The following is an 18,944-nucleotide window of genomic DNA, read 5'->3' as shown; positions in this document are numbered from 1 at the left end:
GGGACAGCATGCGCCCGCTTGCCGAGCGCATGCGCCCGCAGACCCTCGATGAGATGGTGGGGCAGAAACGCCTGCTCGCCCCGGGTAGCGCGCTGCGCCGGGCGGTCGAGTCCGGGCATGTGCACTCGATGATCCTGTGGGGGCCGCCAGGCTGCGGCAAGACCACGTTGTCCCTGCTGCTGGCGCACTACGCCGACGCCGAATTCCGTGCCATCTCCGCCGTGCTTTCGGGCCTTCCCGAGGTCCGGGTGGTACTGGCCGAGGCGGCCCAGCGCTTCGCCGAAGGCCGCCGCACGGTGCTGTTCGTGGACGAAGTGCACCGCTTCAACAAGGCCCAGCAGGATGCGTTCCTGCCGCATATCGAGCGCGGCACCATCGTGTTCGTCGGTGCCACCACGGAAAACCCTTCGTTCGAGCTCAATTCGGCATTGCTGTCGCGCTGCCGCGTGCACGTGCTGGAAGCGGTGTCGCCGGCCGACATCGTCGAGGCGCTGGAGCGGGCGCTGCAGGACAAGGAACGCGGGCTCGGCGCCGAGGCGCTGCAGGTCACGCCCGAAGCGCTGCTGGAGATCGCGACCGCCGCCGACGGCGATGTGCGGCGCGGTCTGACCCTGCTGGAGATCGCCGCCGAACTGGCGGGCGGTGAAGGCGCGCGGATCAGTCCGGAGATGCTGGTGCAGGTGCTGGCCGACCGCACCCGCCGCTTCGACAAGGGGGGCGAGCAGTTCTACGACCAGATCTCGGCCCTGCACAAGTCGGTGCGCAGCTCCAATCCGGATGCGGCGCTGTACTGGCTGACGCGCATGCTCGATGGCGGCTGCGATCCCTCCTACCTGGCCCGGCGCCTGACCCGCATGGCGATCGAGGACATCGGCCTGGCCGACCCACGCGCGCAGTCGATGGCATTGGAAGCCTGGGACATCTACGAACGGCTGGGCAGCCCGGAGGGCGAGCTGGCCTTCGCCCAGCTGGTGCTGTACCTGGCCAGCACCGCCAAATCCAACGCCGGCTACGCCGCCTTCAACCTGGCCAGGCAGGAAGTGCGCGAGACCGGCACCCAGGAGGTGCCGCTGCACCTGCGCAACGCGCCGACCAAACTGATGAAGGAGCTGGGTTACGGCAAGACCTACCAGTACGACCATGACGCCGAAGGTGGCATCGCGCTGGACCAGACCGGCTTCCCGGATGCGATGGGCGAGCGGGTGTATTACCAACCGGTGGCGCGCGGCCTGGAAATCAAGCTGAAGGAAAAGCTCGACCGGCTGCGTGCCGAGCGCGAGCAGGCGCGGGCGCGCAAGGGCAGCGACTGATGGGGGGCTTCAGTACCTGGTGGCAGCAGCTGGGGCTGGTGATGGCTGGCGGTGCGCTGGGCGCGGCGCTGCGTTTCATCATCGGCGATGCCATGCTGCGCCAGTTCGGCAACGGCTTCCCCTGGGGCACGCTGACGGTGAATCTGGTGGGCGCCTTCGCGGTCGGCTACGTAGCGGTCTGGCTGCAGACCCGGGGCAGCGCGGCATTGTATTGGCGCGCTTTCGCCATCGTCGGCATCATCGGCGGGCTGACCACGTTCTCGTCGATGATGCTGGAGGCAGTGCTGCTGGTCCGCAACGGACGCGGCTGGGTGATGCCGACGTATCTGGGGATCAGTCTGGTGGCGGGATTTGCCTTGGTGTGGTTGGGTGCGCGTTTGGCGGAGTCCACGCTCGCGCGGTGATCGATTCCGCGTATTTCTGCTGGATTTCCGTTACATCTCACGATATTGTTCGCGCCCCGTTTGCGTTCCCCGTCCGTCATGCGTGATGAAGAAGATCCCGGCACCCTGGAGCTGATGCTGCCGCGCAAGCGCGGCCGTCCGCCCACGTTCGGCTACGCCATGACCGATGCGCAGCGTGCGGCCCGCTACCGGGCCCGCCGTGCCGGGCAGGCCGACCACGCCGATGTGCGCACCTGCAGCGACATGGTGCTGCTGGACAAGATCCGTGCGGCGATCAGCGCAAAGGATGCCGAGCTCACCGGGTTCCTGGTGCACGTGCTGTGGCAGCGCTATCCCCTGCAGCTGAAATGATCGTTCCGCCTGCCAGGCCGGAGAGGGCCGGGCGCAGGTAACCCAGCAGCCGCCCGGCATCCAGCCAGTCGCCGGGTTCGTCCAGGTCCAGTTCGTGCAGGTCGCCGGCAATCGCGGCCAGATCCGGTTGTCCCAGCATCTGCAGCACGCCGGCCAGCCGATGCGCGTGGTGCCGCAGCGCGGTGGCGGCCCGGTCGCGCAGGGCGTCATGCAGCGCCATCTGCTCTTCCTGCAGCGATTGCAGGATCTCGATCCAGACAGGGTCGGTTGGGCCGCTGCTCGCGCTTGCCAGCCGCTCTGCGTTCCCCTGCGTCTCCACCTGCAATGCCCGGAGCAGCTGGCCGATATCCAGCGGCTTGCACAGCACCGCGTCCATGCCGCAGGCGAGGCAGCGTTCCACGTGCGCGGCCGAATCATTGGCAGACACTGCAACCAGTACGGCCGGCGTACGCCCGTGGCGGCGCTCCAGTTGTCGCAGTTGGACGGCCAGCTCGTAACCGCTCATGTCGTCGAGTACGCAATCGAGCAGCACGATGCCGCAGGGTTCGGCGGCCTGGCAGTGCAGTGCGCTGGCGCCGTCGGCGCAGCTGCTCACCGAGGCGCCCAGCGTCTCCAACTGCCGACACACCACCGTGCGATTCAATGCGTGGTCTTCAACCAACAACAGGGTGCGCCCGGCCAGCGGCTGCTCCCCCGCGCAGGGGCCGGTGGCTTCGATCACCACCGGCAAGCGCACCTCGAAGCAGCTGCCCTCGCCGGGGGCGCTGCGCAGCTGCACCGTGCCTCCCATGCCCCGCACCAGATCCTGGCAGATGGAGAGGCCGAGCCCGGCACCGCCCATCTGCCGCGAATGACTGTCGTGCGCCTGCGCGAAAGGCTTGAACACGGTGTCGTGCAGCGCGGCCGGGATGCCGATGCCGGTATCGCGGACCGCAAGCCCAAGGTGTGCGCTGTCCTGGTCCAGGTGCAGCGACAGGGTCACGTCCACGTGCCCCAGGTCGGTGAACTTCACCGCGTTGCCCAGCAGGTTGCTGAGCACCTGCCGCAGCGCGTCACCGTCCAGCCACATCCGGGGCAGCGGGTCGGTGTCCTGCAGCAGGGTGATGGCCAGGCCCTTGGCCTCGGCCGCAGGGCGGGCCACCGCCAGGCAGTCACGCGCCAGCTGGCGCACGTCCTGCCAGCCGGGGGTGGGGTGGTACTCGCCGGTGGCCAGGCGTGAATAGTCCAGCGCGTGGCCGAGCAGATGACGCAGGCCAGCCCCCGCATTGCGTGCGGCGTTCACCAGTTGCCGCTGGCCCTGGTCCAGGCCCGACTGGTGCAGCAGATCCACCGAGGTGACCAGTGCCTGCGCGGCGTTGCGCACTTCGTGGCTCATCACGGCGATGAAGCGCGCCTGCTGGCGCTCGCTGCGCCGCGCCGACTGCTGCGCCACGCGCATCCACACCCCGGCGGTGAGCAGGGCCATCAGGATCAGCGCGCCGGCCAGCAGTTCCCAGCGGAAGTGCTGCGACATCACCTGCAGCGACGGTCCGCTCAGGTACGTGGCTTTGGTCCAGCGCTGCATCAGCATCGCGTGTTCCTGCGGGCTGATCGAGCGCATCGCCTGATGGATCTGGTCGAGCAGGGCGCGATCGCGGTGGCGCACCACCAGGTGCAGGCTGCCTGGCAAGGTGGATGGCCCGCCATGCAGGAGCAGGCTGTTGCCGAAGTCGCGGCGCACCACGGGGCGCATTGCCACATCCAGGTCCAATGCCGCGTCCACCACGCCGGCTTCCACGGCGGACAGCGCTTCACGCAGGCTGGGCAGGTCCACCACCTGCAGGTGGGGGTGGTAGGCGCCCAGCCATTCGGCCAGGCGGGTGCCGCGAACCACCGCCACCCGGCGCAGGTGTGCGAACTCCGGCGGGTGCGCCTGGGCGTGGCGGCTGGCCATCAGGGTCTGGCCGCGGTAATACGCCGGTGATGCGGCCAACGCCGTGCACGGCGCGTTGTCCAGCGGCCCCAGCAGCAGCATCAGATCGGCGCGCCCGTCGCAGATCGCCTGCAGCGCGGCGGTGGCCGATTCCACCGGCTGCTCGCGGAATTCCAGTCCGGCCTGTTCGGCGACCAGCTGCGCATAGCCGGTGATCAGGTTGGTGTCGCGCGCCGCGCGGTTGTGGTTGGCGAGCAGGCCATGCTGGGAGGGGTCGGCAGCCACCCGGACCAGCCGCGGTTCGGCACTGCTGCCCGCGGTGACAGGCAGCAGCAGGCCGACCAGCACCCCGGTCAAGGCGCCGGCCCAGGTCCAGTTGCCGCTCACCACACCGCCAGCTGGTGGCGAAGGGTGAACAGGTCGCGGTCGGTGCGCAGGCCGAGCTTGCGGAACGCCGCGTGCTTCTGGGTGCTGATGGTCTTGATGCTGCGGTTGCGCTGCAGGGCAATGTCGGTCACGGTCATGCCGCTCAGGCACAGCTGCAGCACTTCGCGCTCGCTCTGCGACAACCGGTGTTCGGCGTGTTCGTCGCGGTAGTTGACCGGTACATGGGTGTGCCCGGCCGCCACGCGGGTGACCGCGCGCGCCAGCGCCTCCAGTGTCTCGCCCTTGGAGACCACGCCCGCGGCGCCGGCGGCCATGGTGTTGGAGATCATCACGTGATGTACGTTGGCCGAGAACATCAACACCCGCACGCGCGGGAACCGGCGTCGCAGCATGCGCAGCAGCTCCATGCCCTGCAGGTCGCCTTCGCCCAGCGTGTAGTCCACCACCGCCACGTCCACCGGGTGGTGTTGCAAGGTGCTGATCAGGGAGCTGGTGTGGGCGTGGTTGCCGACCACATGGAAGCGAGGGTCGGTGGACAGGTGTACATAACTGCCATGCCGGACCACATCGTGGTCATCCAGCAGGGCGATGTTGAGTACGGACGGCAGCAGCGGTCCATATGCGGGGCCTGGATGGCGTCGAGACAAAGGAGGCACGCAATCGTGGGATTTGCGCCATTCTTACCGCTTCAACGCGCAGCGGAGATAGTCTGATGTCAGATTAGGACTATTCCTATGCTCGGTACGAGAGGTGCGTCACTCTCTGCGCGCATCCGCGTCACCGTTTTTCGCGATCGAGCAGTCGCGCGAACTGCGACGCCAGATCCACAACCAGCGGATCGGCATTGTCACGGTGCAGCATCGCAATTTCGATGCCGTCCATGGGCGGCAGGCCTTGTCGCGCCGTGAGCGCGCGGTGTTCGCGGGTCATGGCACGCGCTGGCAGCAGGCTGATGCCCATGCCGTCGGCCACCGCGCCCTGGATGCCACTGAGGCTGGAGCTGGTGAAGCCGATCCGCCAGCGCCGGCCCATGCTTTCCACGGCAGCGATCAACTCATCGCGATACAGCCCGCGCGGCGGAAACGTCACCAGCGGAATCGGGTCCATGCCGATGCAGGGGCTGCGTGCACTGTCCACCCAGCGCATCGGCTCATGCCAGCAGGCCACGCCCTGGCGGCTGTTGCGGCGCTGTTTGACCAGCACCAGGTCCAGCTCGCCGTGGTCGTAGGCGTTGGCGAGGTCGCGGCTGAGGCCGCTGGTGACTTCCAGCTTCACCTGCCGGTGGCGGCGGGTGAAGCGGCCCAGCAGGGCAGTGGTGCGGGGGCTGACAAAGTCTTCGGGCACGCCCAGCCGGACGGTCACCGCCACCGTGGCGCCGGCCAGTGCTTCGCCCATCTGGTCGTTCAGGGCCAGCATCTGGCGCGCGATGCCGAGCAGCGTCTGCCCGGCATCGGTGGGGTGCACATCGCGGTTGCCGCGCACCAGCAGCGGGTGCCCGGCCAACTGCTCCAGCCGCCGGATCTTCTGGCTGATGGTGGACTGGGTGGAATGCAGGCGCGTGGCGGCGGTGGTGAAGCTGCCGCAGTCGGCCACCATCACCATCGCCCGCAGCAGGTCCAGTTCGAACAGGGTGCGATTCGATTGTGCACTGGGCGGCATGGCGGTATCCAGAAAGCGAATGGTGCCTGTTCTAGCATGCACGCGGGTGCCTAGCCAGCGGCGGGCCCGCTGCGTGCAAGGCTGCGCGCCACGCGATCGCCAGCGGCCTGCATCATCGCGTGCAGCGCAGGCGGGCCCAGCACCTCGAATTCGAGCTCCAGCGCGAGCAGCCAGTACACCACCGCGCCCTGCGGGTGCGCGCCACACCGCAGCAGGCAGCGCTGTGCATCCACCGCTTCGAGCATGCCCGCCGAGGCCGGTATGCGTTCGCGCACGATGTCGATGGGCGCGTGCAGGATCACCCGCGCTTCGTCTCCGTAGGGCCCCAGCGACAGCGACTGGCTCACGAACGCGCGCAGGTCGCCATTGGCGGGCGAGGGGCGCGGGCGGAAGTGCGCGCCCACCTCTGCCGCACTGGTCATGCGGTCGATGCGGAAGGTGCGCCAATCCACGCGCAGCGTGTCCCAGGCCACCAGGTACCAGCGCCGTTCGGCATGCACCACGCCCTGCGGCTCCACCAGCCGCTGGCTGGGCTGTCCCTGGCGGTCGGCATAGTCGAAGCGAAGCTGCAGCTGGTCGCGGCAGGCGCCGGCCAGGGTGGCCAGCAGCCCGGCATCGACCATGGGCCCGGCCTGGTCGATCGGCAGGATCGCGGTACGTAATGCATCCAGCCGGCGGCGCAGCCGGGCGGGCATCACCTGTTCCAGTTTGACCAGTGCGGTGATGGCGGTCTGCTCGATGCCGCTGATGGTGCCGGTCACTGCAGTGCGCAGGGCCAGCGCAGCGGCCAACGCTTCTTCATCGTCGAGCAGCAGCGGCGGCAATGCGCGCCCGGCGCGGAACGCGTAGCCGCCGGCCACGCCACTGCTGGCCTGGATCGGGTAGCCCAGCTCGCGCAGGCGGTCGATGTCGCGGCGCAGCGTGCGCGGATGCACGCCGATATCCGCGGCCAGTGTGTTGCCCGGCCAATGCGGCCGGGATTGCAGCAGCGAGAGCAGGCGCAGCAGTCGAGCGGAGGTGGTCAGCATGGGCGGCAGCATCGCGCCTGTCGAGGACAGGATCTGTCCGCAATGGTGGCTAGCCTGTGGCCACGGTGCAAGGCCCCCTGGCGGCGCACCTTTCCACACCGACAACCCACAAGGAGTTCCACATGTCCGTCGTCTTCTATTGGCATCCCATGTCCAGTGCCACCCCCGTCGCCTGCGCGCTTGCCGAACTGGGGGTTGCCCATGACCGGGTGCGGATCGACATCCGGAATGGCGAGCAGCGCACCCCGGAGTACCTGGCGATCAATCCCAACGGCAAGGTGCCGTGCCTGGTGGTGGATGGCACGCCGATCTTCGAGGGCCTGGCCATCCATCTGTGGCTGGGTGACCGCTTCGGCGTGGCGCGCGGGCTGTGGCCGGCGGCCGACACCCCGGAGCGGCTGCAGGCGTTGTCGTGGTGCGCGTGGGCCTATGTGACCTACGCGGCGATGATCAACCGGCTGATGCTGGCCACCCGCGAAGGCCCGCTGCGCGACACTGTGCAGGCCGCCGCCGCAGGGCAGGGCGCGGCCGAGCTGCTGGGATTGCTGGAAGATCGCCTGGGATCGCAGCCCTGGATGCTGGGCGGCGATTACTCGCTGGTGGACCTGGTGGTGGCGCAGGTGGTCGGTTATGGCACCTACGTCGGTGCCGGCGTGGACGCGTATCCCGCCGTGGCGGCCTGGTTGGCGCAGGTGCAGGCGCGTCCGGCCATGCAGGGCGAGGTCTGAGCGCATTCGATTCCGTAATGCGCGTCATGACGAAATTTAACTGGTGAATGGATGCCTTCGCGCCGTATGGTGCGGAGGTACTCCTTTTTGCCACGTTGCCATGAAACCCATTGTGCTGTCTGCCTTCCCGGTGCTGCTTGCACTGGCGCCCTGCGTCCTCGCCGCCGAACAGGCCGACCTGATCATCCGGCATGCCACCGTGGTGGATGTCGAACATGCCACCACCCATGCCGACCAGGCGGTGGTGGTACGCGGCAATGACATCGTCGCCGTGGGTGACGACCGCAGCATTGCCAAGGCCTGGAAGGCGCCGCAGCGCATCGATGGCAACGGCCGCTTCCTGATTCCGGGCCTGTGGGACATGCATGTGCATTTCGGCGGCGGACCGGAGCTGGTCGAAGAGAACAAGGCGCTGCTGCCGCTGTACATCGCCCATGGCATCACCACCATCCGCGATTGTTCCGGCGACCTGCCCACGCAGGTGCTGCAGTGGCGCGGCCAGATTGCCGACGGCAGCCTGGAAGGCCCGCAGCTGTTCAGCTCGGGCGCCAAGATCGAAGGCATCAAGCCGGTCTGGAAGGGAACGCTGGAGGTCGGCAGCCAGGCCGACCTCGATGCCGCGCTGGCCCAGCTCAAGCGCGACCGCGTCGACTTCGTCAAGATCACCGACAGCACCCTGACCCCGCCCCTGTTCCTGGCGGCAGTGCGTGGCGCCCGTGCCAATGGCCTGCGCGCGTCCGGGCACATCCCGATGGCGCTGACCGTGCAGCAGGCGGTGGATGCCGGCATCAGCTCGATCGAGCATCTGGACTACGCCTACAAGGCCGGGGTCAAGGACGAGGCGGCCATTGCCGCCGATTTCGCCGCCAAGCGCATCGATCGCGCCGAGGCCAATCGCCGGCTTGATGCCGGCTTTGATCGTGACACTGCCATGGCCGCCTACCGTGGCTTTGCGGCGAAGGGCGTGTATGTCACGCCCACCCTCAACGGCGGCCGCATCCTCGACTTCCTGGACCAGGATGACCACGCCAACGATCCGTACCTGGCCTACATTGGCCCGAAGCTGCAGGCGACTTACCAGTGGCGGGTGGAACGTGCTGCCAAGGCGGGTCCAGAGCAGATCGCCGAGCGCCACCAGCAGTACCACCAGGTGGCGGCCGTGCTGCCGATGCTGCAGCAGGCGGGCGTGACCGTCATGGCCGGCACCGATGCGGGGTTCCTCAATTCCTTCAACTATCCCGGTATCGGCCTGCATGACGAGCTGGCCCTGTTCGTCAAGGAAGGCCTGACTCCCGCGCAGGCGCTGTCGTCGGCAACCCGTGCGGGTCCGTCGTGGTTCGGTACGCTGGACCGCTACGGCGGCATCGCCGAAGGCAAGGCCGCCGACCTGGTGCTGCTGGATGCCAACCCGCTGCAGGATATCCAGGCCACGCGCGCGATCAACACCGTGGTGCTGCGTGGCCACGTGTATGACCGCAAGGCGCTGGATGCGTTGCTGGCGCAGACACGGGCCAAGGTCGCCAAGTGGCAGCAGGACGCTGCCCAGTAGCGATATGCGCGCAGCAGAGTGAAGAGAAGCAGCAGGCGCCCCGCTCAACAGCGGGGCGTTTTCGTTTGAGCGCCGCTACAACAAATTGCAGTAGCGCATTGAGGAATATTGAATGTGGCGCGGCGTAGCAGAACTTTAAGCTGCCCCCATTCAACGCGGCGATGCATTCGCACGCATCTGTTGGTCATTCCAATCGCGGTTGCAATTTATTTCAGGGTGTCTTGCAACGAGTTGCATAGGGCGACAGGAGGCGGCTGCCTATGCTTCGCCTTCGATTCGAGACGGTTATGACAACCGGCTTTCGTGATCGACCCTTCAATAACAGGAGTCCCTTCGATGAAGCGTCTGACGACCGCGCTGGCGACAGCAATGGCCATGGTGATGACGGCATCGCCTCATCCGGCCCAGGCTGCCGCTCCAAGCATCCATGTGGGGGCGATGTACGAATATGCCGAGCCGGGCAAGGGGGCGCTGCTGAAGCGCGTGCGCAACACCGGCGATGCCACGGCGTTCGTCCGTGTGCAGATCAGCGAAGTGCGCTACGCCGCGGACGGCACCCATCAGGAGATTCCGGTGGATACCTCCGGCACCGCTGCCGCCGCCGGGCTGATTGCCAGCCCGTCGCGGTTGATCGTGCCGGCGCAGGGCCAACAGGCCACGCGCCTGCTGGTGCAGGGGGATCGCAGCACCGAACGCTACTACCGCGTGCGTTTCGTGCCGGTGCTGCCACAGTCCGAAGACGAATTCGCGCTGACCGACGCGCAGCGTGATGACTACCGCAACGAGCTCTCGGCCGGCGTCAACGTATTGACCGGCTATGGCGTGTTCGTGATCGTGCATCCCGACCAGCCCCGCTACGACGTGCAGACCGAAACGCACGACAGCCACGTGCAGCTGCGCAATGCCGGCAATACCACGGTGGTGCTCGACGACATCCGCCAGTGCAGTGCGCAGGACAACGCGGGCAAGTGCTCCCCGTCGCGCAAGGTGCACCTGCTGCCCGGGCGGACCGAACGCTTCGCTCGCAGTGCCGGGCATCTGCACCGCTTCCAGATCGTTGAGGGGGACAGCCGCAAGGACGTCCTGCTCACCCGCTAGGTTCCGCCCGGAACCGCCGTCCCGTCGCCGGACTCCAGGCGACACCTTTCCGTTGGAGATGCAGGAAAAATGAACCTCAAGACCACCGTCCTGGCCGCTGCGGCTGCCCTGATCCTGACCCCGGCTGTCGCCATGGCCGCCACCGAGCAGTTCCCCATCCAGGTGACGGTTGAAGCCACGGTGCCGTCCGCCACCGGCCTGCAGATCTCGCCGGTCGGCGACTGGGCTGGCCAGACCCAGAACATGCGCTGGAACATCGCGACCCAGCGCCTGGATCCGATCCTGCAGCAGGTCGACATGAAGAGCGGCCTGGGCGCCATCAACGCCTACCTGACCACCGAAGCCATGCTGACCAGCGCCGGCAACGCGATCGACCTGACCGTGGCCGTTGCCGGCCAGGACCTGCAGGTCGGTGCCGCCAACGCGGTTGAAGTGGCCACCGCGACCGAAGCCGCCGCGAGCAAGCGCGCTGCGGTTGCCATCACCGCCGCTGCGCCGGCCGGCGAGAGCTACGTGCAGGGCACCTACCAAGGCAACGTTTTCATGATGTTCGAGAGCGGCACCCCGTAATCGCGCAGCTGCGCATGTTTCACCCCGGCAGCTCCGGCTGCCAAAGGAGGGGCGCGCTCGCGCCCCTTCTTCATGCACAGGAATGACCATGTCACCGCGTCTGCTTCCCCTCGCCACCGCCGTCATGCTCCATTGCAGCGTTGCAGCAGTGCAGGCTGCGCCTGCGGCCCTGGAAAGCCTCACCCTGCTTGACCAGGCAGGGGGGCTGCCCGATGACTTCCGTGACCATTTCTTCGACGTACCCCTGGTGGTACGGGTCGAACGCGATGGTCAGTACCTGGGCGATGCCCGTGCGGTGCTGACCCGCGACAATACCTTGTCGCTGTTGGAGTTTACCGACAGCCACGACAGCACCGAACCGGCCGCCGAACGCGAGCGCTGGTTGAAGGCGTTGGCTGCACCGCGTCCGTTGGGCGCCTGCGAACAGGCCTGCAATGACAGCCTGGTGCGGCTTCACTACAGCCTGGAGAGCTCGCTGCTTTCCATCGCCACCGAGAACGGTGGGCGCGCCGCCACGCAGCAGCGCCACCTCGCGCTGCCTGAAGACGGCAGTCGCGGCCTGATCCTGCGCCACCAGCTCAACGCCTATGCAGGGCAGGGCGTGGCGACGGCCGGCCGCTACGCGCTCGACGCACAGGGCAGCCTGGGACACTGGACGCTGGTCGGCAACTACCAGGTCGACCGCAGCAGCGATGAACCCGGGCAGCTGCGCCAGTCGGTACAGAGCCTTTACGCGCAACGCGAATTCCGCGACAACTTCCTGCGCGTGGGTTACTTCCTGCCCAACTTCCAGGGCGTCACCCGCCAGCCGCATGCGCCCGGCTCGTTCAGCCACACCACCGTGGGCATGATGGCCGGCTCATCGGACAGCCTGGCCATTGATTCGCGCGCACCGAGCCTGTATCCGGTGTACGTGACCGCCAACCGCGAGGGCACCGTGGAGGTGTTCCGCGACGGCAGCCTGATCCAGACCCAGCCATTGCAGCCGGGCCTGCAGGAGCTGGATACCCGTCGCCTGCCGGGCGGCATCTACGAGGTCGAACTGCGGGTCATCGAGGAGGGACGCGAAAGCTCGCGTGAAACCACGGTGATCCACAAGCCGGGCAACTGGCGCGACCCGAGCCGCCGCTGGCGCTACAGCACGTTCGCCGGTGTCCAGCACAGCCTGCTGGACACCTTGGAGGACCCCAATGCCGGCGCCTTCGCCGCTGGCGGCATCGTCAATTACCTGGCCCATCCGCGTGCGATCCTCGGCCTGTCTGCCCAGCACCTGGATGGCGGGAATGCCGTCGCTGGATCGCTGGACTGGCAGGTCAACGACCGTGCCAACATCCATACCAACGCCTACAGCGGCGACCACGGCAATGGCGTCGATCTCCAAGGCATGTGGCGCCATGGCAAAGGCACCGTGATCGCCTCGCACAACCGCAGCTGGCAGGAGCGTCGCCGCCCTGGTGACGACGCCTACCCGCCGTTGCCGCCCGGTGCCGAGCTGCCGCAGACCCGCTCGGGCTGGCTGCAGACCAGTGCGCTGAGCATGAACCATCGCCTGGGTGACAGCAGCTACGTTGCCGCGCGCATGTCGCATCACAGGGGCACCAGCAACGGCGTTGGGCTCGACCTGTCCTTCAGCCGTCGCCAGACCCTGTTCGGCAGCGACGCAACCTGGCGCGCTGCGGTGTTCGACCGCCCGGCCAGTGCCAGCAGCGGCACGCGCCGCAACCGTGGTGTCGACTTCACCCTGAACATCGCGCTGGGCCAGGAGGGGCGTCGCTACAGCGGCAGCCTTGGCAGCCGCACCGCCACCGATGGCGGGCGCAGCCTGTACGCCAGCGCGGGGGTACAGCAGACCTATGAAGAGGGTCTGCTGCGCAGTGTTGCCGGCCAGGCCACGCTGGACAGCGATGGGCTGGGCCTGAGCAGCAACGCGCAGTTCGAGCATCCTGCACTGCGCGGCGACGTGCATGCGCAGCGCTCGTCGCTGGGCGGCACCGTCAGTGGCGGCCTGAACCTGGAAAGCACCTTGGCCATGGGCGGCGGCAAGCTTGCCATCGCCGGTGCGGGGCAGGTCGGCAGTGTCGATACCGGCATGATCGTGGACGTGAGCTCCGAGCTGCCCGATGTGGAGCTGCGCGCATACGACAGCCGCGGTGGCTCCTACGCGCTCCACCCTGGCCGCAACTTCCTGCCGGTCACTGCGTATCGCACCGGCGCCCTGCAGGTCGACTTCCATGGGCGCGCCGCGCCGGCTGCGAGCATCCAGCCGGCCACGCTGGACTATCACCTCAACAAGGGAGGCGTGGCCTACGGCAAGGTGGACGTGCTCAGCACCTTCACCGTGATGGGCCATCTCAAGGATACCGCCGGGCAGCCGCTGGCCGGCGCCCACGTCATCAACCATGCCGGGCGCAGCGTGGCGGAGGCCGATGGCTTCTTCGCGCTGGAGATGAGTGCCAGGGTGCCGAGCCTGGAAGTCCGCCACCCCAGGGTGACCGGCTGCACCTTTGCGCTGGACGGCACGACCACCCGCCCGCAGGGCGACACGTGGATGGCCGGCATCCTCACGTGCCCATCGACCTCCCCTGGACATGCGCAGTCGTCGTCGGCTGCACCCGCTGCAGGAGCAATGCCGTGATGTTTGAACGTTCCCCCTCCAACTTGCTGCGTGGCGTGCGTCGCACGGCGGCAGCCATTGCGTTGGCTGCCGCTGCTGCTGGCGCCCATGCCGCCGACATCTACATCACCGCGGAGTTCAAGCCGGACATCAATGACCCCAACAAGCGGGAGTTCGTCAACACGACGCCGTGGTCGGGGGTGTGCAACAGCGTGCACCTGCAGGCATGCATCGACAACGACTGGTGGAGCATCGACACCAAGGTGCGGGGCACCAAGCAGGGCGTGCGCACGAACGATTATGGGCGTGACAGCTTCTACATCGGCATGCCGGGGCCGCGTACCGTAACGGTCACCTCCGACGATGGAACGCATACGTTCGATCTGGGGGTGAAGATCATTGGCGCTGCGCTGCGCCTGGTCGACCAGGATGGCGACGGGCCCACCGAGCCTGCCTCCACGGGCGCCGCCAGGAACTGCAACCGGGCGTTGAGCAACACCAATGCAAACAACCGGAGCGTCATGCGCCTGTGGCTGCGCCAGGACCGGGGCGACGGCGTGCTGGCCTGCGCGCTGCACTGGCTGCATACGAACAACTACGCCATCGCCGAGTTCGACTTCACCTACCAATTGACCACCCCTGCACCGTTGGCCATGCGCAGCGGGGTTTACACCGGAATGACCTCGTTCCGCGTGGGCGGTACGGGCGAGGGTGCCGACTTCGACTTGGGCAACGGCGTTGAGTTGGATGACAATATCGTCAACGTGCACTTCCAGCTGGAGGTCCAGCATGCGTTCCAGCTGGAGGTTCCGGCAGGGAGCGATCGCGCCGTGCTTGCCCCTCGCGGCGGGTGGACGCAGTGGACGGACCATGGGATCGTGCCCAAGGCGCTGGAGCGCGAGCTTCCCTTCAGCATCAGCAGCTCCGGGCAGTTCAGCGTCTCGCTGCAGTGCCAGCACGCGCGCCTGGATGGCCGCTGTGCGATCCGCAACGAAACCGTGGATGCCCCAGACGCGGCCCTCGATATCCAGCTGACCCTGCCAGGTTTCCGCGATGCATCGTCGGGGGCAGAGGCGGTTGGCATTGCGTTGACCACCACGATGACGCCACCTGTGATGACCGCCGAGAGTTTCATCATCCGCCGCCCCTCCAGACTGCATTTTGCCGTCAATGGCGAGGCGGTGGGAACGATGCTGGACCATCCCGGCAGCCGGTATCGCGGTGACGTGACGGTGATCTTCGATGCGGATCCCTGATCCATGCGGAGTGCGACAACAGCGTGACGGCACACAGGTTCAGTTCTGAACTGTTTACGTACATGCGTTTTCCGTTGACGCGCGGCATCGTCAGCGCACGCGGCGGTAACGCGGCGGTCCCTACTGTTGGTTTACCGGCATCGCTTTCGACGCCGTCTACCGGAGAAGCATGATGGGTAACCAACAGAATCCGCAGCAGGGCCAGCAGAATCCGCAGCAGGGCCAGCAGAACCAGCAGAACCAGAAGGACCAGCAGCGCCAGGGCCAGCAGCAACAGCAGGACCAGAACCAGAAGGGCGAGCGCAACCAGCAGGGCGGCCAGCAGGAAGAAGAAGAATAAGCTGCTGCAGCAACGCTATGACCGGAGTCCGGCCTTTGGGCCGGACTTTCCGTTTGTTGGGTCACGACCAACGGTCGTGACCTACCGTCAAAGGGTTTTGACGAAGCAAGTGATACCCATTCGCATTTCGGTTACACTGGGGCGATCGTCTTGCCCTGGGTCTTGCCCTCCGTGTTTTCCCGTCTGATTTCCGATTTCTCTCCGTGGTTGCGCAACGCTGGCGTTGCCGCAGTACTGGGCGTGGTCGCGATGGCGCCGGTTGCCGCCCAGCAACGCAACCCGTTGCAGAAGGTCGGCGAGACCGTACTGGACCAACCGCCGCAGAGCTATCGGTTCGAGCGTTTCGTGATCGAAAGTGGCGAGCCTGCGCGGCGCTGGCGCGTCAACGTCGGCGTGCCTGTGCGCAAGGCAGACGCGCCTGCGCCGGTGCTGTACATGCTGGATGGCAACGCAGCGGCCATGGTGTTCGACCAGGCGATGCTGAGCGACCTGGCCGCACATGCCGCGCCGGTGCTGGTGTTCATCGGTTACGACAACGACCTCCGCATTGATTCACCCGCCCGCACGCTCGACTACACCGCGTGGGTGGATACGGCCGATGATGAGAACGGCACGTCCCAGTCCAGCGGCGGCGGCGCCAAGGCGTTCCTGGAGGTCATCCAAAGGCGGATCAAGCCCGAGGTGGAGCGCCGCGCCCGGGTGGACACGCAGCAGCAATCGCTCTGGGGCCACTCGTTGGGCGGGCTGTTCGTGCTCAGCACGCTGTACACCCAGCCGACCGCATTCCAGCAGTACGTGAGCGCCAGCCCCTCCTTGTGGTGGAGCCAGGGCGCGCCGCAGGGCGCGATGGAGCAGGACTTCATCGCGCACCCCGCGCCGGCGAAGCTGTGGCTGATGCTCGGCGGCGACGAGCGCAGCGGCAACCGCGGCGTGCGTGACATGAGCAACCCGCGCGTGGTGGCGCACCTGCGCCGCATCGCCGGTGCCACCCCTGATGCCGCGCATGCGCTGAGCGGGCGCTTGGCCAAGGTGCCCGGGCTGCAGGTGACGTACCGCGAATTTCCCGGCCTTGGCCACGGCCCGATGCTGCCGGCTTCGCTGAAAGCCACGCTGGCGGCGCTGTACGGCGTGGCCGACAAGAGCGCCGATTGATTTTTCCTTACCCAGGCTGCGCCGATCCGGCCCTGCCAAGGCAACCCTTGTGACACGCGCCGCTGGCGCGCCCCTACAGAAGGAGTCTGCTATGTCCCGATTGATTTCCCTCCCGCGCGTTGCGGCGTTGGCCCTGGCCTTGTCGCTGCCCACCGGCGCGGTGTCCGCACAGCCGGTGTTCGATGCGCCGGCCAACGGCTTCCGTGGCAAGGTCAGCGCCCGCAACGAGAACGTGATTCCCGGCAGCACCGCTGAAGTGACCGGGCGCGCGTTCGTACCCGGCCAGCAGGTGACGCTGCTGCGCGGCGAGACCGTGCTCAACGCCACGCCGGTGGTGGTGGACGAACAGGGCAACTTCAAGGCCAGCGTGCAGATCCCGGCCGACGCCGTGCCCGGCCAGCACCCGGTGGTGGTGCGCGCCAGCCAGCCGGCTGCTGCGACCGTGGTGGCCCTGCGGGTGTCGCCGAACCTGCCGCTGAGCGGCCAGCAGGCATTCCAGCAGAGTTCCGGCAAGCTGGTGCAGGGGCTGTACCAGAGCGCCTACAGCGCGGGCAGCAACGCGCTGTTCGTGACCTCGGCGGTGGGCCGCCCGCCGGTGACCCAGTCGCAGCTGCTAAAGGTGGACCCGAAGACGCTGAAGGTGCTCAAGGCGATCACCCCGGCGCAGGTGCCCGATGCCAAGGGCGGCAGCGTGTTTGCGGTGTATGGCGTGGGCGTGGACGATGCCAACGGCAACGTGTGGGTCAGCAACACCCGCCAGGACACGGTGGCGGTGTACCGCCAGTCGGATCTGTCACTGGTGCACCAGTTCCCGGTGGGCGCGGTGCCGCATGCGCGTGACGTGGTGGTGGATGCCAAGCGTGGCAAGGTGTTCGCGTCGGCGGCTGGCGAAGACCATCTGTCGGTGTTCGATGCCAGGACCTTCAAGGCGCTGGAGCCGATCACGCTGGCATCCGGCGTGGACGACGAGAAGTTCGTGCCGATGAGCCTGGTGCTGGATGAAGCCAGCGGCAAGCTGTTCACGGTGAGCATCGGGACACCGGAAGCGGCAGTGATCGACGTGGCCAGCGGCAAGGTCGAGAAGGTCATCGACCTGGGCAATTCGATCAGCGCCTCCGGCGTAGCCTTCGATGCGAAGCGCAACCGCTTGTACGTGGCCTCGCAGGGCACCGACAACCTGCTCATCGTCGACGTGGCCAGTGGCAAGGTCCTGCACGATGTGCCGGTGGGCGCGGGCGCGCTGAACGTGGCGTTCGAACCGGTGTCCGGCCTGGCCTACGTCACCAATCGTGGTGCCGGCACGGTGACCGTGGTGGATGGCGACGGCAAGGTGGTCGGCAACCTGGACGGCGGCACGTTCCCGAACCACGTCCGCGAAGACGGCAAGGGCAACGTGTTCGCGGTCAACAAGTCGCGCGGTGCGGAAGACCCGAAGGGCGACCGCATCACCCGCATCACCCCGACCCGCCGCTGATGCATTCCGCGCGCGGGGCTGCGGTCCTGCGCGCACCTGACGGAGTAATGACATGTCCAGTTCCCTGACCGCGCGCCGGCATCTGCTGGTGCTGGCCTTGGCAGCCGCACTGACTGCCTGCGGTGGCAATCCCGCGGAAACGGCAGCGCCTGCGGCGGCCGCGCCGAAGGCGGCCGACGCCGCAAACGCATCATCGCCTGCCGCGCTGCCGCAGGGCTGGCTGCACCTGGCCGGCGCCAATGTGCCCTCCAGCACCAACCTGATCCCGGTGCTTCCGGTGACGGTGACCTCCGATGACGGCGAACAGGTCACGGTGAAAGATGCCTCGCGCATCGTGGCCGGCGGCGACGATGTCATCGCGGTGATCGAAGCGCTGGGCCTGGGCGGCCAGGTGTATGCCGCGCCGCTGCGTTCGGCCACCGAAGCAGGGCGCAAGGTGCCCAAGCAGTTCCTGTTCAACCGCACCACCGGCGTGGAAGGCGTGCTGAGCCTGGAAGGGACGCTGTTCCTGGGCAACAGCCTGCGCCGGCATACCGAGCTGGCGAAGAAGCTGCGCGGTGCCGGTGAGGCGGCCGTGGTGATCGATGACCTGCAGCCGGCGCCGGACAAGGTGCGCAAGGTGGCGGCCGCGCTGGGCGTGGCCGAGGCCGGCAACGCGCTGGCAGCGCAGGTACAGGCGCAACTGGAGGAAGCCGCCGCGATCGCGGCGAGCAGCAAGGTGCACCCGCGGGTGATCCATCTTTCCGCGACCGGGGCTGGCGGCGCGCCGACCGTGGCGGGCGCCGACAGTGCCTCGGGCAAGCTGATCGGGTTGGCCGGTGGCGTGAACATCGGCACCGAAGCGGGGGTGGCCAACTATTCCGCGCTGAGCAATGAAGGCGTGGTGGCCGCAGCGCCGGAGGTCATCCTGGTGACCGAAAACGATCTGCAGCTGTTCGGGGGCGAGGCGGGCCTGTGGAAGGCCTACCCGACGTTGAAACAGACCCCGGCCGGCGCGGCCAACCGGGTGTGGGTGATGCCGGACGTGCAGTTGAAGGCGGCCAGCGTGGGCTCCGGCAGCGGTGCGGTGGCCTTGGCCAAGGCGCTGGCGGCACTGCCGTCGCCGTGAGCCG

17 protein-coding genes are annotated in these 18,944 nt (G+C 67.5%); 13 read left to right on the top strand and 4 right to left on the bottom strand.

Features of this window, described 5'->3' with window-relative positions; translation table 11 throughout:
- Positions 1-8: 8 nt before the first annotated feature.
- The 3 genes from ACQG3P_RS01400 to ACQG3P_RS01390 all read left to right on the top strand — a co-directional run bounded on the left by ACQG3P_RS01400 (position 9) and on the right by ACQG3P_RS01390 (position 2,065).
- Complete coding sequence (locus ACQG3P_RS01400) at positions 9-1,310, top strand: replication-associated recombination protein A (protein ID WP_426803994.1); 1,302 nt, start codon at positions 9-11, stop codon at positions 1,308-1,310.
- Positions 1,310-1,714: a fluoride efflux transporter CrcB gene (crcB, locus tag ACQG3P_RS01395; protein ID WP_426803993.1), complete on the top strand. Its 405-nt coding sequence runs from the start codon at positions 1,310-1,312 to the stop codon at positions 1,712-1,714. The genes ACQG3P_RS01400 and crcB overlap by 1 nt, the downstream gene beginning before the upstream one ends.
- Positions 1,715-1,792: 78 nt before the next feature.
- Positions 1,793-2,065, top strand: a complete 273-nt coding sequence (locus ACQG3P_RS01390; protein WP_068851817.1) for a hypothetical protein — start codon at positions 1,793-1,795, stop codon at positions 2,063-2,065.
- On the opposite strand, the gene ACQG3P_RS01385 is transcribed toward ACQG3P_RS01390, so the two are convergent.
- The 4 genes from ACQG3P_RS01385 to ACQG3P_RS01370 form a co-directional block, all read right to left on the bottom strand.
- Positions 2,010-4,364 carry an ATP-binding protein gene (locus ACQG3P_RS01385; RefSeq protein WP_426803992.1) on the bottom strand — a complete coding sequence of 785 codons (2,355 nt, stop codon included), beginning with the start codon at positions 4,362-4,364 and terminating at the stop codon, positions 2,010-2,012. The two genes, ACQG3P_RS01390 and ACQG3P_RS01385, sit on opposite strands and share 56 nt — an antisense overlap.
- Positions 4,361-5,011: a response regulator transcription factor gene (locus ACQG3P_RS01380; RefSeq protein WP_320458645.1), complete on the bottom strand. Its 651-nt coding sequence runs from the start codon at positions 5,009-5,011 to the stop codon at positions 4,361-4,363. The genes ACQG3P_RS01385 and ACQG3P_RS01380 overlap by 4 nt, the downstream gene beginning before the upstream one ends.
- A 130-nt stretch (positions 5,012-5,141) precedes the next feature.
- Complete coding sequence (locus tag ACQG3P_RS01375) at positions 5,142-6,023, bottom strand: LysR substrate-binding domain-containing protein (protein WP_426803991.1); 882 nt, start codon at positions 6,021-6,023, stop codon at positions 5,142-5,144.
- 50 nt (positions 6,024-6,073) lie between these two features.
- Positions 6,074-7,051 (bottom strand): helix-turn-helix transcriptional regulator, encoded by a 978-nt coding sequence (locus tag ACQG3P_RS01370; RefSeq protein ID WP_426803990.1) that lies wholly within the window; start codon positions 7,049-7,051, stop codon positions 6,074-6,076.
- A gap of 122 nt (positions 7,052-7,173) precedes the next feature.
- Between ACQG3P_RS01370 and ACQG3P_RS01365 the strand changes: the two genes are divergently transcribed.
- The 10 genes from ACQG3P_RS01365 to ACQG3P_RS01320 all read left to right on the top strand — a co-directional run bounded on the left by ACQG3P_RS01365 (position 7,174) and on the right by ACQG3P_RS01320 (position 18,940).
- Entirely contained in the window at positions 7,174-7,779 is a 606-nt protein-coding gene (locus ACQG3P_RS01365) for a glutathione S-transferase family protein (RefSeq protein ID WP_320458648.1), read from the top strand.
- A 100-nt stretch (positions 7,780-7,879) separates the two neighbouring features.
- Positions 7,880-9,328: an amidohydrolase family protein gene (locus ACQG3P_RS01360; protein WP_426803989.1), complete on the top strand. Its 1,449-nt coding sequence runs from the start codon at positions 7,880-7,882 to the stop codon at positions 9,326-9,328.
- A gap of 336 nt (positions 9,329-9,664) precedes the next feature.
- Positions 9,665-10,426 carry a CS1 fimbrial subunit B flags: Precursor gene (locus ACQG3P_RS01355; RefSeq protein WP_426803988.1) on the top strand — a complete coding sequence of 254 codons (762 nt, stop codon included), beginning with the start codon at positions 9,665-9,667 and terminating at the stop codon, positions 10,424-10,426.
- Between the two features lie 69 nt (positions 10,427-10,495).
- Positions 10,496-10,996: a CS1 type fimbrial major subunit gene (locus ACQG3P_RS01350; protein ID WP_426803987.1), complete on the top strand. Its 501-nt coding sequence runs from the start codon at positions 10,496-10,498 to the stop codon at positions 10,994-10,996.
- An 88-nt stretch (positions 10,997-11,084) separates the two neighbouring features.
- Positions 11,085-13,631, top strand: a complete 2,547-nt coding sequence (locus tag ACQG3P_RS01345) for a TcfC E-set like domain-containing protein (protein WP_426803986.1) — start codon at positions 11,085-11,087, stop codon at positions 13,629-13,631.
- On the top strand, positions 13,631-14,866 hold the full coding sequence (locus ACQG3P_RS01340; protein WP_426803985.1) for a hypothetical protein: 1,236 nt from the start codon (positions 13,631-13,633) through the stop codon (positions 14,864-14,866). Before ACQG3P_RS01345 ends, ACQG3P_RS01340 begins: the two co-directional genes overlap by 1 nt.
- A 172-nt stretch (positions 14,867-15,038) precedes the next feature.
- A complete protein-coding gene (locus ACQG3P_RS01335) occupies positions 15,039-15,206 on the top strand; it encodes a hypothetical protein (RefSeq protein WP_176472691.1) in 168 nt (55 codons plus the stop codon).
- 207 nt (positions 15,207-15,413) lie between these two features.
- A complete protein-coding gene (locus tag ACQG3P_RS01330; protein WP_426804030.1) occupies positions 15,414-16,358 on the top strand; it encodes an alpha/beta hydrolase in 945 nt (314 codons plus the stop codon).
- Between the two features lie 91 nt (positions 16,359-16,449).
- On the top strand, positions 16,450-17,832 hold the full coding sequence (locus tag ACQG3P_RS01325; protein WP_426803984.1) for a YncE family protein: 1,383 nt from the start codon (positions 16,450-16,452) through the stop codon (positions 17,830-17,832).
- Positions 17,833-17,884: 52 nt separating this feature from the next.
- The gene (locus tag ACQG3P_RS01320; RefSeq protein WP_426803983.1) at positions 17,885-18,940 is read left to right on the top strand and encodes a heme/hemin ABC transporter substrate-binding protein; all 1,056 of its coding nucleotides are present in this window, start codon (positions 17,885-17,887) and stop codon (positions 18,938-18,940) included.
- The last annotated feature ends 4 nt before the right edge of the window (positions 18,941-18,944 follow it).

The organism is Stenotrophomonas sp. SrG (genome assembly GCF_050031795.1).
GTDB classification, from domain to species: Bacteria; Pseudomonadota; Gammaproteobacteria; order Xanthomonadales; family Xanthomonadaceae; genus Stenotrophomonas; species Stenotrophomonas rhizophila_A.
Note: the sequence above shows the minus strand (reverse complement) of the source record. Positions and strands in the feature narration are given on the sequence as shown.

Excerpts from the sequence above, each read along its gene's own strand:
- ACQG3P_RS01400 (WP_426803994.1), top strand. The coding sequence starts at position 9 with ATGCGCCCGCTTGCCGAGCGCATGCGCCCGCAGACCCTCGATGAGATG.
- crcB (WP_426803993.1), top strand. The coding sequence starts at position 1,310 with ATGGGGGGCTTCAGTACCTGGTGGCAGCAGCTGGGGCTGGTGATGGCT.
- ACQG3P_RS01390 (WP_068851817.1), top strand. The coding sequence starts at position 1,793 with ATGCGTGATGAAGAAGATCCCGGCACCCTGGAGCTGATGCTGCCGCGC.
- ACQG3P_RS01375 (WP_426803991.1), bottom strand. The coding sequence starts at position 6,023 with ATGCCGCCCAGTGCACAATCGAATCGCACCCTGTTCGAACTGGACCTG.
- ACQG3P_RS01370 (WP_426803990.1), bottom strand. The coding sequence starts at position 7,051 with ATGCTGACCACCTCCGCTCGACTGCTGCGCCTGCTCTCGCTGCTGCAA.
- ACQG3P_RS01365 (WP_320458648.1), top strand. The coding sequence starts at position 7,174 with ATGTCCGTCGTCTTCTATTGGCATCCCATGTCCAGTGCCACCCCCGTC.
- ACQG3P_RS01360 (WP_426803989.1), top strand. The coding sequence starts at position 7,880 with ATGAAACCCATTGTGCTGTCTGCCTTCCCGGTGCTGCTTGCACTGGCG.
- ACQG3P_RS01355 (WP_426803988.1), top strand. The coding sequence starts at position 9,665 with ATGAAGCGTCTGACGACCGCGCTGGCGACAGCAATGGCCATGGTGATG.
- ACQG3P_RS01350 (WP_426803987.1), top strand. The coding sequence starts at position 10,496 with ATGAACCTCAAGACCACCGTCCTGGCCGCTGCGGCTGCCCTGATCCTG.
- ACQG3P_RS01345 (WP_426803986.1), top strand. The coding sequence starts at position 11,085 with ATGTCACCGCGTCTGCTTCCCCTCGCCACCGCCGTCATGCTCCATTGC.
- ACQG3P_RS01340 (WP_426803985.1), top strand. The coding sequence starts at position 13,631 with ATGTTTGAACGTTCCCCCTCCAACTTGCTGCGTGGCGTGCGTCGCACG.
- ACQG3P_RS01335 (WP_176472691.1), top strand. The coding sequence starts at position 15,039 with ATGGGTAACCAACAGAATCCGCAGCAGGGCCAGCAGAATCCGCAGCAG.
- ACQG3P_RS01325 (WP_426803984.1), top strand. The coding sequence starts at position 16,450 with ATGTCCCGATTGATTTCCCTCCCGCGCGTTGCGGCGTTGGCCCTGGCC.
- ACQG3P_RS01320 (WP_426803983.1), top strand. The coding sequence starts at position 17,885 with ATGTCCAGTTCCCTGACCGCGCGCCGGCATCTGCTGGTGCTGGCCTTG.